This window comes from Myroides sp. (genome assembly GCF_032073645.1).
GTDB classification, from domain to species: Bacteria; Bacteroidota; Bacteroidia; order Flavobacteriales; family Flavobacteriaceae; genus Flavobacterium; species Flavobacterium odoratimimum.
This window is the reverse complement of the sequence record NZ_DAMANB010000007.1, coordinates 22,518-37,508: the sequence shown is the minus strand read 5'-3', so window position 1 is coordinate 37,508 and position 14,991 is coordinate 22,518. Positions and strand designations below refer to the sequence as shown.

Below are 14,991 nucleotides of genomic sequence, written 5' to 3'. Positions count from 1 at the left end.
ATTAGTTGATATCATTATTAGCTTCAAAAGTAATTTCTATTTCATCTATAAGCAATGTACTACCTACAGCACCATTATAGATATTACCTTCATAACTAGATGTTAGGACAATTGCAATCATATATTGTTTTTTAGGATCAAATTTTTTGCCATCTAAACTTTTGAAAGGCATTTCAAATCTTGTCCAATTGTCTGTTTCTATACGTTGACTTTCGTCTATTCTTGCCATCATTACCATTCTATCATCTTTGAAATTATGATCCCCTGGCAGATAGAATACTTTTTCTTTGCCTCCCCAAGGACCAGTTATTTCTATTTCTTTTTTCTCAAAAAGAATAGCATAGGCATCCCATGTATCTTTACTTATTTTATTGTCTTTTGCCTCATTAATTATAAAGTCTTTACCAGGTTTATATTTGAAATAACCTGTTACAGCTTTCGGTTGTTTATTAGTTGTATAAGGTATACCAAACTCGGTTGATTTAATAGCAGGGAGTTTAGTGTCAAAATTACCTAAAAATATATTTCCTGCTGCTAATCCTGGTATAAATGAAGAATGAGGTAATCCTGTAAGTACAGTTTCGAGTTTTAATCCTTTTCCTTTGTATCCATCTTTAATACTTGTTGTTGGATATTGACTTGGATTAGTTACTTTTAATGAATTTGCTGGGAAAATAGAATAACCAGGGTTACCACTTTGCCATAATTCATCCGTTTGGTTATCTGATAAATATTCAAAAAATGTGAAATATGTATCATATTTGTATATTTTATCTGGACTATAAGGTTCATTTGAATTATCACCTTCTAGAACAGTATTTTCAAAAGAGAATTGAGAAACAAAATCACTTTTTATAAATTTTACAGTGTAAACTTTCTCCCAATTACCATCTTCTGAATATACAGTATATTTTTGTTCTTTATTTTCAAAGTTTAAAAGTGTTCCACTAGCTGGAATAATTTTAGATCCTTTTGATATTGTGAAGACTGGAGCGTAAATGTTGTTAGGACTATTTTGCTTTAAATAGTAAATAATTTCATTTGATTTTTTTGATATACTTGATATGTATATATCTGCATTCTCAGCAGTAGCTTCTAAGATCTCTGCTTTTTGACTTAATGCCTCATCTTTTATACAAGAAGAGAACGTGATCCCTATGGTTGTTAATAGGGCGAATAATAAGTAGTTTATTCTCATAAGTATTGTATTATTTATGTTATATAAAATTATTGCTTGCTATTTAATGATAACTTAATGTTTAATTAACTATCAAATAACAAACCAACATACAAAGATAAGGATTATCACTCTAATAGTCGTTTCCTTTAAATACGTTAAAGATATGAGGACAACTTCTTGTTTTGATATTATTGTAAGTGATTCGGTTTTTTGTACTCTTAAAGTTTGCCTATTCATTGAGAAAATGAAAAACACTGTGAGAATGTTTCAAATGGTTTTTAAATAATAAAGGTCAATCTATACGATTGACCTTCATAGTTTAATGTTTTTTTAACGTTAGAACGTATATCCAAAACCGAGATTTAAGTAAATATTATACATTTTAAAAGATATAGCATCAAAGTTTTTTTTGAAGACACCATTCAGTCCCCAGTTTAGATCTGAGAATATGCGGAAATGTGTATTTAGCTTGTATTCACCTCCTACTTGTACTCCATATTGAAATCTGTTTAGATCCTCAGAGAAGTCATAGTCGCCTTTAGCATCTCCTTCGAATTCTACAGGTGTACCGATAGGTGTACCTTCTCTTAACACTCCATCATACACATATCCTGTAAAGTCTTTGTCTATTAAGCCTGATAGATACAGTCCTCCATAGGCATTCCAATTCTCAGATGCATTATAGGCTACTAATACAGGAAAGGTTATATAAGAGTTTTTCATCGTAGTCTTTACGTTTCCTGTGAAGTACCCTTTGGTTTGTTTTCCATCACCACCATCTATCTGAGTATAATAGTTCTTTACACGAGCATCTGTTTTCATACCTCTACCTTCCATGCGCAGCCCTGTACGGATTCCCCATTTGTGGTCATTGCTCAACCATTTAGTGACGTTTAACTCTAGTCCTAATTGCAGCGTAGGGTTATAGCTATTGATCTCTCGTATCTCAGCTGGCATACCGAGTGGAGTACTTCCTCCTATACTGAATTGTCCTCTTAGTTGGTATTCTATATTTTCCTTAAAGAAAGCTTTAAATCCTGTTGTGTCTTTTGTTTGAGCGAAAGACACTGTGTTTATTCCTATCAAAAGGATTAAACCAATACTATATCTCTGTAGTAGCCCCATCTTATTCCTTATTATCTTTTTCATAAACTAATTCTATCTCGTCTACTAGCAGTGTACTGCCTACTGCGCCCTTAAAGTCCGCTCCATCTATACTAGATGTCATCACGATAGCGAGTATATAATCTTTCTGTGGATCATAAGTCTTACCAGGTACTAGTACAAACGGGACATTAAACTCCGTCCACAAGTTTGTCTCTATTCTATCTTTAGCTTCTATTCTAGCGATAGCTACATTTCTAGGGTCTTTAAAAGCGTGGTCACCTGCTAGGAAGTTATTTTTCTTTTGTGTCTCAAATAAGATTGCATAGATATCAAAAGTGTCTTTGGCACCAGGTATCTCATTATAGTTACCGTCTGTCACGATTTTACCAGCAGTGTATTTAAATGAACCTCTTAGACTACTAGGTAGCTCACCTGTGTAGGGTAGCCCAAACTTGGTAGATTTAATAGGAAACAGAGGGTTGAGTTTAAAAGTACCTAGGAATAAGTTACCGGCAGCTATAGGGTTACCTGCTATCTGTCCCGTTTTTGAAGTATAGACCGTCTGCATCTTTACAGACAGACCACCTCTTCTACCAGGTGCTATCGTAGTAGGGTATCCTTCTGGTGGCGTGTTTCCTGCTACAGTAGAGTATCCCTCATTACCGCTATCCCAGTCGTATATTTTATCTCCATTAGAGCCTATTTCGTAGAATCTATAGTATCTGTTTTTATTTGTAAGTTCTGCATTGTTAAAGGTGTATAATGTACTTAGCTCATCACTCGTGAAGCTAACGATATACTTCTTTTTCCAACTTTGATCTTGTGCTGTTACGATAACTTCCTGACTATTTCTGAAGTCCCTTGTTGTACCATTAGGTGGATCCATAGTAGCATTAGGCGAGATGATAAAGAAAGGTGTTTGTTTTTCTAAATCAACATTCGCTTTTACTCTAAACTCTACAGATGTATTCGTGATAATAGGGTCTGTCTTTAGATACTCAGAAGGAATATATGCCTCTAGAATGTCTGCATTTGTATCTAGTTCCTCATCCTTGATACATGATGAGAAGATTAGTGGAGTTAGCAGTAAGAAGGCTTTAATGTACTGATTCATATAAGTCTTTTTTATTGGGATAACAATATTCTTGCCACAGTTAGTTTTAGTATGATGTCTTCTTCATTTAGATGCCCTATATCCTCTGTCATAATCGAGATAAAAATAAAAATATTGTTCTGATTATTTATCTAAAAGATGATTTTTTAGTTAGTATTTATACCTGTTTTAATGTGATGATTATTAGGTTTTTGCATAACAAAAAAAGGGATGACCATTCAGATCATCCCTTAGTTATTATATATTGGATTGTATTATTTCAGAGCTTTAGTTTGATATAGATCCGTACGTCTATCTTTTTTGATACGTACACTACCGTGCTCGTGTAGTTCTTTTAGTAAGTCTACATCCACATCTACGATAAGTGTCATCTCTGTATTAGGTGTTGCTTCTGCTTTTACCCCATTTGTTGGGAAGGCAAAGTCAGATGGAGTAAGTACAGCTGCCTGAGCGAACTGTATATCCATATTATTTACCTTTGGTAGGTTACCCACACATCCGGCTATCGCCACATAACACTCATTCTCGATCGCTCTAGCAGCAGCACAGTTTCTCACACGAGTATATCCATTCTGAGTATCTGTAAGGAATGGAACGAATAAGATATCCATCCCTTGATCTGCTAGTAATCTAGATAATTCTGGGAATTCCACATCATAGCATATCATGATACCGATCTTACCACAGTCTGTATCGAAGGTCTGTATCTTAGATCCTCCTCTCATACCCCAGTAGTGTACTTCGTTAGGAGTGATATGGATCTTAGAATACATCTCGTATGTACCATCTCGCTTACATAAGAATCCTACGTTATATAAGATACCATCTACTAAGTATGGCATACTTCCTGTGATGATATTGATATTATAAGAGATAGCGAACTCCTGAAACTTCTTGCGTATAGAGTCAGTATATCTTGCTAATTCACGTATTGCATCTGCCTCAGATAAGTGGTTATAGTCAGCCATAAGTGGTGCTGTAAACAACTCCGGGAACATAGCGAAGTCACTCTCATAATCAGATACCGCATTGATAAAGAATTCTGCCTGATCGAAGAACTCTTGTAGATCGTTTAGCGGTCTCATCTGCCACTGTATCAGCCCTAGTCTGATTACACTTTTTTTAGCATTGATCAGCTGTACATCTTTCTCATAGTAGATATTATTCCACTCTAGAAGTACTGCATATTCCTTAGAACTCGTGTCTCCCTCTAGGTAATTGCGCATTAGGCGTACCATGTGGAAGTCGTTAGCCATCTGGAATGACATCACAGGATCGTGTATTTCTTTTGTTTTTACTTTTTCTAGATATTGCTTAGGCGTTAGCTCATCAGCATATTTAGAATATTTAGGGATACGCCCTGCGAATACGATAGACTTCAGATTTAACTGTTCACACATTTCTTTACGCGCATCATATAACCTTCTTCCTAATCTAAGTCCTCTATACTTAGGATGGATGAATACGTCTATACCATATAGTACATTTCCTTCCGGATTATGCGTGCTAAAGGTAGAATATCCTGTAATCTGCTCATAGGTATGGGCAGACATTGCCTGTTTTTCATCAATAATAAGTGACAAAGCTGACCCTACTACAACACCATCTACTAAAACGACAAGCTGTCCTTCTGGAAAGACTTCTAATAATTGTTCGATTTCATCTTTGTTCCAGTACGAATCTTCTAGCCCTTGGTATGATTCGAGCATTGATTTTTTTAGCTCTAAATAATCGTCAATTAATAAATTTCTTAATTCTACTTTATTGATAGTAGTCTCCATAATGAATTTTTTTGTTTGCAATTTACGAATAAAAGAAAACAAAGTAAATGAGAAGTTTGGTTAAATATTTAAATAAGTGTTAAAAAATGGGGCTATTTTTGATATTGTTTCTATTGAACAAAGCTATATGTAATAAAATATTAACCATTAAAAAAAACAGTTATGAGTTCAATAAAAAACAAAGTGCAATTAATTGGCAGGGTTGGACAAGACCCAGAAGTGAAAATGTATGAATCGAATAAAAAGCGTGCTACTTTCTCACTTGCGATAAATGATGTGTATTATAACGATGCTGGAGAACGAGTAGAATCTTGTAATTGGCATAATATTACAGTCTGGGGGAAGCTAGCCGACATTGTTGAAAAGTTTGTTAATAAAGGAAAAGAAATTGCTGTCGAAGGTAAGTTAGTTAATCGTAGCTTTGAAGATAAAGATGGTAATCAGCGCTATGTTACCGAAATTGCTGTTTCAGAATTAGTTTTTCTAGGCAGTAAGTAAAGTTTTATTATTTCTGTTGTCGCTCAATATTCGCAAGAATTTTGAGCGACTTTTTTTGGTGTTAATCCTTTGTAGGCAATATGTAGAGTGGGATTTAGCAACTATTTAGTACACTGTAATTTAACTTTATAATTAAAGTCTTACATCTCATTTTTTAAAAAAGCCTTACCTTGCTACAGGATAATTTAAGTAGTAATACAGTGGATAAAATATTAGTTATCGAAGATGATATTCGCGTAGCAGAATTACTTCAGCGCAGTCTAGAGGAACAAAACTTTGAAGTAGATGTAGCTTATGACGGATACTTAGGGAAGAAACTTGCCTTGCAGAAACCGTATGCACTAATCATAACAGATGTAATCTTACCTAAGATCAATGGTATCGATCTGTGTAAGGAGATAAAGGCTACCTTACCTCATATCCCTATCATTATGCTTACAGCACTAGGTACTACAGATGATAAGGTAGAGGGATTCGATGCAGGGGCAGATGACTATTTAGTCAAGCCATTTGAGCTAAGAGAACTTTATGTACGTATACGTGCATTGCTTAAGCGCTTCGAACATATACAGTCTACTGACGCTCATCTTTTAAAATATGCAGATTTAGAATTAGACCTAAACGAAAAGGTATTTAAGAGAAACGGACAAGAGATACATCTGACTCCTAAAGAGTTTAACCTACTGCAGTATATGATGGAGAATCCTGAGCGTGTACTATCTAGAACAGAGATTTCTGAGAAAGTATGGGATACACATTTCGATACAGGAACTAACTTTATCGATGTCTACATCAACTATCTGCGCAAAAAGATAGAAATAGACCCTTCTAATAAAGTGATTCATACCAAATCTGGTATGGGATTTATACTAAAGAGTAATGAGAATTAAGACTAGACTTACCTTATTGTTTACCTTATTAGTGGCATCTATATTATTAGTATTTGCTGTAGTAGTGTATTGGTCATCGTCTAAGAATAGGGAAGTGGAGTTCTTTGAAGAGTTAGAGAAGGAAGCCATCACTAAGGCTAAGCTATATCTAGAGACAGAGGTAAAGTCATCTACACTACATAAAATATACCGATATAATAATGAAGTCATTAATGAGGTACAGGTAGCTGTATATGACTTTGACTTTAATCTATTATACCACGATGCAGAAGAAATCGATAGTGTCAAGGAGACTAAAGAGATGATCGATCAGATCGCTTCACAAGGGCGTGTACACCTATTCCAAGATGATTGGCAGGTGATCGGTATAGTGTATAACAGTGGAGGTCAGGACTATGTAATCACAGCCATCGCTCTAGATCAGTACGGATATACGAAGCTGCACAATCTTTTTCTGACGATACTCGTGTTGAGCATTGTGTCCTTGATTGTTATTTTCTTTGTGGGAAGCTTCTTTGCAGAGCGTGTTCTACGTCCATTGAAGCTAATGAATGATGAGATTAATAATATCACGGCTACTAATCTAGATTTGCGTGTGAGTACTGAGGCTAATCAGGATGAGCTGAGTCGATTAGGGAATACATTTAATACGATGTTAGACCGACTAGAACAGTCTTTTGATTCGCAGAAGCAGTTCGTGTCGAATATCTCACATGAGCTACGCACTCCATTAGCAGCAGTGATAGCAGAGTTAGAATTATCACTGTCTAAAGAACAAGACACCGCTAGCTATATCAGGACAATAGAGAATGCCTTATCCGATGCGAAGAAATTAGTGCGATTATCAAATAGTTTACTAGACTTTGCGAAGGCGAGTTATGATCCTACCGAGATTGTATTCAAGCCTACTAGAATAGATGAGGTGATATTAGATGCCTGTCAGAAGATACAGAGGGGAAATGCTGCATATACCTTTAGCTTTATGATAGATGAAGAGATAGACAGCGAAGAGTTAGTGACGGTACGAGCAAACCCTTACTTACTGGAAGTAGCGATTATTAACTTGTTAGAGAATGCGTGTAAGTACTCCGATAATCATCACGGTAAGGTGAGTATTTCTAATCTGAATAATGCTGTAGTGATCAAGATAGCTGATGAAGGATTAGGGATGAGTGCAGAGGATCTAGACGGGATCTTTAAACCATTCTTTAGAGGTGAGAACGGAAAACACTTAGATGGAAATGGTATCGGACTTTCATTGACCAAGAAAGTTATTGATTTACATAAAGGTACTATTACAGTCATTTCAGAGATAAATAAAGGTACAGAGTTTACGATAACCTTATAGTACAACCATATAATAGCAGAAAGCACTCCTAGTAGGGGTGCTTTTTTTTGTAGTGTTGTTTCTCCTTATGATTAGCTATTAGAGGTTGTTCTAATCTTGTTGAATGTCTTTTTTTTCCTTTTTCGGTAGGGGTGGTCGGCATGTGGTCGGCTAGTGATGGGCATTTGGTCGGCTTATAAGTACCAAAAATAGCCTATCACTAGCCTATCATACTTGTATCACTAGGGGAGCAAGTGAACTTAAAACGAAATAATATCAAGGCGCGTGATGATTTAATCGCTTTTGGAACGCTATATGTGGGTATTCTAATAGGATTCTAATTTTTTTCTAAAAGCTTTCTAATAGCCTCTAGATGGGGTAATACCTACTTTTGCCAAGTCAAAAAAAATAAGAGATGGAAACAGAATCCACATTAGTTAAACGGGAATGTTAAACCTTCTTTCTGAATATGCATGATAACAATGTAGCTCAGAAAGAGCAAAAAAATAGTTATCATGTTAATTACAGTATTTATAGGAAGATTAGCTCTTGCTTTTATTTTAGGAGCTCTTATCGGGGCAGAGAGACAAGTGAGACAAAAAAGTGCGGGTCTAAGAACCAATACGCTAGTGAGTATTGGTGCAGCAGGCTTTGTGTTGATGGCGTATACCATCGGAGATATGGCTGTGGGTAGAGTAGCCTCTTATGTAGTAAGTGGTATCGGATTCTTAGGAGCTGGAGTGATTATGAAAGACGGATTCAGTATCCGTGGACTGAACACTGCTGCTACGATCTGGTGTTCGGCTTCAGTAGGGTCTATGTGTGCAGTAGGCTTATGGATGGAAGCGATAGCGATGACAGTATTGATTTTATTAGCACATATCTCACTTAGACCTATTGGTAATATTATTAATAAACTCTCTTTTGAGAGTGAGACAGACTCAGCTGAGGTTCATTACGAGATTATCGTAGGATGTAAAGAACAAGTAGAGAATCATATCAGAGTAATGGTGTTAGAGAATCTACGCGCTCAGAAAGACCTTCAGCTACGTTCATTAAAAAGTACAGATAATGGCAATCCTGCTTTTTCTTACCTGAAGTTTGAGATACTATGCATCGGTAAGAAAGATGATATTCTAGAGCAGATTACGAGTAAAGTGTCTTTAGAATATGGCGTATCAGAAGTGACATGGGAATTGACAGCGTATTAATCTATTAAAAACTGAGGTATTATGAGAATGCATAACAGAGATTTAAAAAATCTACAGAAGATAGCAACTGATATGAACAGTATGGAGAAGATAACGATGATGCTGCCTGTGATCAAGAAGATGCCTATTATCGACATCAGTGAGCTACTGAGTAGAGTGGCTAATGATGATTTGGTTCTTGTGTTTAATGAGTTTACAATAGCAGAGCAAGGGGAGATTTTTGCAGAGTTTCCGTTGGTCAAGCAGTTAGGATTCTTTCAGAGAGTGAGTAAGAAGTTATTCGCTAGGATATTCGAAGAGATGCCATCAGATGCTAGAGCAGATCTGTTTCAGCTGATGACACAGCAGGAGCAGGTAGACTTACTACCTTATCTGACGAAGAATATACGTGAGAATGTGCTAGCACTTAGTTCGTATCCTGCGCATACAGCGGGTGGAACTATGATTACAGATTTCGCTACAGTGTCTAAAGACATGACGTGCTTCGAAGCGATACAACAAGTGCGCAAAGACTCTCCTTCTAAAAAGACGATATATTATGTATATGTAGTGAATGAGGATAAGACTTTAGTAGGCTTTATTACTTTAAAAGATTTGATCATAGCTGAGCCTGATGTATTAGTTAAAGACGAATTACATACAGAGTTTGTATTTGGTTTTTTAAGTGATAGCAGTGAGTCAGTAGCGAAGAAAATAGATAAGTATCAGTTAGTAGCCTTGCCGATACTAAACGATAAGAAACAGCTAGTAGGAATAGTGACACATGATGAGGCACTAGATGTGATACAAGCAGAACATACAGAAGATATGGAACGCTTCATGGGAATCATCGGTACGAATGAGGAGTCTGATTATAATCAGACGAGTATATTCAACCATTTTAAGAAGAGAGTGTTTTGGCTAGTGACACTAGCAGTAATCGGGATAGGAGCAGGGATGATCATCTACAGTTATGAAGCGACATTAATGCAGCTGATGATTCTAGCCTTATACATGCCGATGATAGCCTCTACAGGAGGTAATGCAGGGAGTCAATCTGCGACAGTAGTGATCAGATCACTGGCACTAGGGCAGATTACAGTAAAGTCATGGCTAAAGGTATTGTGGAAAGAGCTAAGGATAGCGCTGATGTTATCTTGTTTTCTAGGTTTAGTCGCTTTTGGTATCGTAGTGTTTCTAAACTGGGGGACAGAGATTCCGACAGGTTATACCCTAGCGTCCATAGGAGGAGTGATCGCGTTAGCCCTGTCGCTACAGGTGATTACCTCTACGATAATAGGAGCTTTGTTACCGATGTTGGTTCGCAGGTTTAATGGAGATCCTGCAGTAGCAGCTAGCCCAGCTATCACTACGATCGTAGATATATCGGGGTTACTGATTTACTTCAGTATTGCAGCTCATTTTTTCAACCTAAAGTAGCATGATTATTGTAGAATATACTTAACATAAATTATATAAAAAGGAATGCAAAAATTACGCTCTAGATGCGATCTGTCAGCAGAAGGATAATAAAAATTCATAAAATGCTTCGTTATTTAATATGGAATCTCCGTATTATGAAGTAACTTTAAAGTGTTTTTAAGATAAAAACTTAGTAAAATAATAAATAAGGTATTAATTAAAAATAAACATAATGGCTAAAACATTAAAACTAGCAGGTATTTTAGGAGTTAGCATATTATTGAGCTATTGTTCTGAGAAGAAAGAGCAGGCAGCAGATAGTGCTCAGTTTACAGTAGAAAATAAGATCATCACTCTAACTGAAACTTCAAATCTAAAAGACAGAATAAAAACAAGTAAGGTATCAGAAGAAGACTTTACTTTCGATCTAGTTACTGCTGGGGTAGTGAAAGCTATTCCCAACCATTATGCAGAAATAGCATCTCCTTTCTCAGGGAGAATAGTCAAATCATTTATCAAACTTGGGCAAAAAGTGAGTGAGAATACTCCTTTATTTGAAGTGTCTTCACCTGACTATTTTGAGGCTCAAAAGGATTACTTCGATTCAAAACAAGAGTTTAAACAAGCAGCTCTAAACCTTAAAAGACAAGAAGACTTACTGAACAACGGTGTTGGGGTAAGACAGGAGTTCGAAGAGGCAGAGACAGAATACTCTATCGCTAAGGCGGCTTATGATAACGCTCGTGCAGCATTAAAGATATATAGTGTAGATGCTAGCTCACTAGTACTAGGACAGGCATTGACAGTGCGCTCTCCTATAGCTGGAGAGGTCTTAGAGAACAACCTAGTGATAGGACAGTTCATTAACGATGAGGCTGACCCAGTAGTGAAGATCGCTTCACTAGGTAAAATATGGATAGTAGGTAAAGTGAAAGAAAAAGATATCAATCACTTAGCTAAACTAAACAAAGTACAAGTGGAACTTGCAGCATATCCTGATGCTCCACTATCGGGTACTATCTATCATATCAATGAGATCGTGGATGAGGAGACTAGAAGTATAGATGTACTGATAGAAGTGGATAATGAGAAGAGAATTCTAAAACCGGGTATGTATGTGAGTGTTCGTTTTATCGATCAACCAGAACCAGTAATCTTAGTGCCTTCTAGAGCAGTATTACAAGGAGAGGATAACTCATTCGTATTCGTGAAGGTAGGAGAGAATAAGTATGCTAAGAAGAGTATCGTGATCGGAGGAGTTTCTGGAGATAAGACAGTTATTCTATCAGGATTAGATAAACAAGATGAGGTAGTAAGTGAAGGAGGAATCTACTTGCCACAAGCTATTTAATAATAAACAATAATACAATGAAGAAAGGTATAATAGATACAGCTATTCACAAAAGATGGCTTGTAGCAGCGTTGTTTGCTTTGCTGTGTATATTTGGATATTATTCTTGGAAACAATTATCAATAGAAGCTTATCCAGATATAGCAGATACTACTTCTCAGGTAGTAACACAAGTGCCAGGGCTGGCAGCAGAAGAGATAGAATTACAGATTACCATTCCGATAGAGCGCGCTCTTAATGGTATGCCTGGAATGCACGTGATGCGTAGTAACAGTACATTCGGACTGTCTATGATCACGATAGTATTCGCTGATGGAGTAGATGACTACTTCGCTCGTCAACGAATCCAAGAGCGATTAAACGATGTAGAGTTGCCTTATGATGCGACTCCTGAGTTAGACCCGCTGACATCGCCTATCGGTGAGGTATATAGATATATCATAGAGGGAGATGGATATAGTCTTAGAGAATTAACGGATTTACAAAACTTCGTGATTATCCCTAAGCTTAATCAAGTGCCTGGTGTAGCTGAGGTAACTAACTTCGGAGGAATCACTACTCAGTTTCAAATCGAACTAGATCCACATAAACTAGAACAATATGGTCTATCGCTGAGCGATGTGACAGAGACGATAGAAGAGAATAACGTCAATGCAGGAGGAAGTGTTCTAACGAGAGGAGACCTTGGGTATGTGGTGAGAGGTATCGGGTTGATTAAAGATTTAGAGGATTTAGGTAAAATCGTTGTTAAGGCAGAAGATGGTATACCTGTATTCTTAAACGATTTAGGTCGCTTAAAATATGGAAATGTAGAGCGCAAAGGTATTCTTGGTTTTACAGATAGAGAAAGAGATTATTCTGATAGTATCGAGGGGATTGTACTGTTATTAAAACACGAAAACCCATCTGTAGTATTAGATAAGATACACCAATATGTAGATGAACTGAACAATGGTTTATTGCCAGAAGGTGTTAGAATACATACTTTCTTAGATCGTACAGATTTAGTAGATACGACATTACATACTGTGTCTACTACGCTAATCGAAGGAATTAGTTTAGTAGTGATTGTATTGATTGTATTCTTAGGAAGTTGGAGAGGAGCGCTATTAGTAGCGATTACAATCCCTGTATCTCTGTTGTTTGCATTTATCATGATGCACTTCACAGATATACCTGCTAACTTACTTTCGTTAGGAGCGATTGACTTCGGTATTATAGTGGATGGTGCCATCGTGATGATGGAGTCCATACTGAAGAAGAGGGAGGACAATCCGGAAGAAGAGCTAAAAGAGAAGTCTATAGCACAGCGTACTAAAGAGGTGGCTAAGCCTATCTTCTTCGCTACAATCATTATTATCACAGCATACTTACCACTATTCGCTTTTGAACGTGTAGAGAAGAAGCTGTTTACACCGATGGCGTTTACAGTAGGATATGCCTTGATAGGTGCGTTATTAGTAGCCTTGATTTTGATACCAGGTCTTGCGTATGCGGTGTATAGAAAACCAAGAAAGATCTATCACAATAAGTGGTTAGAGAAACTAACGAATGTATATCACAATAGAATTATCAAGATTGTCAATAAGCCAAAGCAAGTATTCGTACCGCTATTAGTTGTTTTAGCGATTACAATAGGATTGTCAATAAAGGTAGGTAAAGATTTCTTACCTCCATTAGATGAAGGTTCTATCTGGCTTCAAGTAACCTTACCTCCTGGTATCTCATTAGAGAAATCAAAAGAGATGAGTGATACACTACGTGCTAGAACTATGAAGTATGATGAGGTAACGTATATCATGGTACAGTCAGGTCGTAATGATGATGGAACAGACCCATTTACTCCATCACATTTCGAATGTTCGGTAGGTATCAAGCCTTATAAAGAATGGCCTCGTGGTAAGACTAAAGATGACTTAATCGAAGAGCTGGCAGCAGAGTATGAGTCTTTACCTGGATTTACAGTTGGGTTCGCTCAGCCGATGATCGATGGGGTAATGGATAAGATATCTGGAGCGCATAGTGAATTAGTGGTGAAGGTATATGGAGAAGATTTTCACGAGACTAGACGTATAGCGAATGAGGTATTAGGTACACTGCGTACGGTAGATGGAGCAGTAGATTTAGCGATAGATCAAGAGCCGCCATTACCACAGCTACAGATCCATGCGAATAGAGATAAGATAGCTCAATATGGATTAAACGTATCTGATGTTGCAGAACTTATCGAGGTAGCTATAGGTGGTAAGGCTATATCACAGATATTCATTGGAAATAAGGTATATGACATCAGTGCTAGATATACTGAAGAGAGTAGAAATACACCAGAGAAGATCGCTAACTTAATGTTGACTTCTAGTACAGGTGCTAAGATTCCGCTGTCTCAGGTAGCAGATGTTAAGACGAGTACAGGAGAGAGTACGATCACTCGTGAGATGAATAGACGTCACTTAACTGTAAAACTAAACGTGCGTAATAGAGACTTAGCGTCACTATTAAAAGAAGCGCAACAAAAGATAGAAAGCAATATCACGTATGATCATGAGAAGTTCCATATCGAATGGGGTGGACAGTTCGAGAATCAGAATAGAGCGTATAGCCGTCTGGCAGTAATTGTTCCTTTGACCTTGTGTTTAATGTTTGTATTACTATACGGAGCTTTTGGACAGTTTAGACAAGCTGGATTATTGATGATCGTAGTACCGTTAGCTTTATTTGGAGGGATGTTAGCCTTGAACATTAGAGGAATGTCATTGAACGTATCTTCAGCAGTAGGATTTATTGCGTTGTTTGGGGTTGCGATACAGAATGGGGTGATTATGATCTCCCATATCAATAATCTCCGCAGAAGAGGTATAGCATTAAAAGAAGCAGTACTAACAGGTGCAGAAGAGCGTTTCAGACCTGTGTTGATGACGGCTACAGTGGCAGTATTGGGGTTATTCCCTGCTTCGTTAGCTACAGGTATCGGTTCGGATGTACAGAGACCTCTAGCAACTGTGATCGTTTATGGTCTATTATTCGCTACTGTTCTTACACTGTTTGTATTACCTGCCTTGTATTATATGGTAGAGCGCAAATGGGGTAGTGATAGCGACTTCGTAAAAAGTGAAACAGACGAAAATTAGGAT

11 protein-coding genes are annotated in these 14,991 nt (G+C 37.0%); 7 read left to right on the top strand and 4 right to left on the bottom strand.

The window, feature by feature from the left end; translation table 11 throughout:
- Position 1: 1 nt before the first annotated feature.
- The 4 genes from RT228_RS07150 to RT228_RS07135 form a co-directional block, all read right to left on the bottom strand.
- Positions 2-1,198 carry a PCMD domain-containing protein gene (locus RT228_RS07150; protein WP_313138558.1) on the bottom strand — a complete coding sequence of 399 codons (1,197 nt, stop codon included), beginning with the start codon at positions 1,196-1,198 and terminating at the stop codon, positions 2-4.
- 318 nt (positions 1,199-1,516) lie between these two features.
- Positions 1,517-2,305, bottom strand: a complete 789-nt coding sequence (locus tag RT228_RS07145) for a porin family protein (RefSeq protein ID WP_313138584.1) — start codon at positions 2,303-2,305, stop codon at positions 1,517-1,519.
- 1 nt (position 2,306) lies between these two features.
- Positions 2,307-3,401 (bottom strand): PCMD domain-containing protein, encoded by a 1,095-nt coding sequence (locus RT228_RS07140; RefSeq protein ID WP_313138557.1) that lies wholly within the window; start codon positions 3,399-3,401, stop codon positions 2,307-2,309.
- Positions 3,402-3,655: 254 nt separating this feature from the next.
- The gene (locus tag RT228_RS07135; protein ID WP_313138556.1) at positions 3,656-5,182 is read right to left on the bottom strand and encodes a bifunctional GNAT family N-acetyltransferase/carbon-nitrogen hydrolase family protein; all 1,527 of its coding nucleotides are present in this window, start codon (positions 5,180-5,182) and stop codon (positions 3,656-3,658) included.
- A gap of 162 nt (positions 5,183-5,344) precedes the next feature.
- On the opposite strand from RT228_RS07135, the gene RT228_RS07130 reads away from it, so the two are divergent.
- The 7 genes from RT228_RS07130 to RT228_RS07100 all read left to right on the top strand — a co-directional run bounded on the left by RT228_RS07130 (position 5,345) and on the right by RT228_RS07100 (position 14,988).
- Positions 5,345-5,680, top strand: coding sequence for a single-stranded DNA-binding protein (locus RT228_RS07130; protein ID WP_006262518.1), 336 nt, complete (start codon positions 5,345-5,347; stop codon positions 5,678-5,680).
- A gap of 170 nt (positions 5,681-5,850) precedes the next feature.
- Positions 5,851-6,570, top strand: coding sequence for a response regulator transcription factor (locus RT228_RS07125; protein WP_006266077.1), 720 nt, complete (start codon positions 5,851-5,853; stop codon positions 6,568-6,570).
- Complete coding sequence (locus tag RT228_RS07120) at positions 6,560-7,918, top strand: sensor histidine kinase (protein WP_253112479.1); 1,359 nt, start codon at positions 6,560-6,562, stop codon at positions 7,916-7,918. The genes RT228_RS07125 and RT228_RS07120 overlap by 11 nt, the downstream gene beginning before the upstream one ends.
- Before the next feature lie 494 nt (positions 7,919-8,412).
- Positions 8,413-9,108, top strand: coding sequence for an MgtC/SapB family protein (locus RT228_RS07115; protein ID WP_006262521.1), 696 nt, complete (start codon positions 8,413-8,415; stop codon positions 9,106-9,108).
- A 21-nt stretch (positions 9,109-9,129) separates the two neighbouring features.
- Positions 9,130-10,527 (top strand): magnesium transporter, encoded by a 1,398-nt coding sequence (mgtE, locus tag RT228_RS07110; protein ID WP_313138555.1) that lies wholly within the window; start codon positions 9,130-9,132, stop codon positions 10,525-10,527.
- Positions 10,528-10,741: 214 nt separating this feature from the next.
- Entirely contained in the window at positions 10,742-11,860 is a 1,119-nt protein-coding gene (locus RT228_RS07105) for an efflux RND transporter periplasmic adaptor subunit (RefSeq protein WP_006257808.1), read from the top strand.
- A gap of 17 nt (positions 11,861-11,877) precedes the next feature.
- Entirely contained in the window at positions 11,878-14,988 is a 3,111-nt protein-coding gene (locus RT228_RS07100; protein WP_313138554.1) for a CusA/CzcA family heavy metal efflux RND transporter, read from the top strand.
- The last annotated feature ends 3 nt before the right edge of the window (positions 14,989-14,991 follow it).

Coding starts and splice junctions, on each gene's coding strand:
- RT228_RS07150 (WP_313138558.1), bottom strand. CDS start 1,198: ATGAGAATAAACTACTTATTATTCGCCCTATTAACAACCATAGGGATC.
- RT228_RS07145 (WP_313138584.1), bottom strand. CDS start 2,305: ATGGGGCTACTACAGAGATATAGTATTGGTTTAATCCTTTTGATAGGA.
- RT228_RS07140 (WP_313138557.1), bottom strand. CDS start 3,401: ATGAATCAGTACATTAAAGCCTTCTTACTGCTAACTCCACTAATCTTC.
- RT228_RS07135 (WP_313138556.1), bottom strand. CDS start 5,182: ATGGAGACTACTATCAATAAAGTAGAATTAAGAAATTTATTAATTGAC.
- RT228_RS07130 (WP_006262518.1), top strand. CDS start 5,345: ATGAGTTCAATAAAAAACAAAGTGCAATTAATTGGCAGGGTTGGACAA.
- RT228_RS07120 (WP_253112479.1), top strand. CDS start 6,560: ATGAGAATTAAGACTAGACTTACCTTATTGTTTACCTTATTAGTGGCA.
- RT228_RS07115 (WP_006262521.1), top strand. CDS start 8,413: ATGTTAATTACAGTATTTATAGGAAGATTAGCTCTTGCTTTTATTTTA.
- mgtE (WP_313138555.1), top strand. CDS start 9,130: ATGAGAATGCATAACAGAGATTTAAAAAATCTACAGAAGATAGCAACT.
- RT228_RS07105 (WP_006257808.1), top strand. CDS start 10,742: ATGGCTAAAACATTAAAACTAGCAGGTATTTTAGGAGTTAGCATATTA.
- RT228_RS07100 (WP_313138554.1), top strand. CDS start 11,878: ATGAAGAAAGGTATAATAGATACAGCTATTCACAAAAGATGGCTTGTA.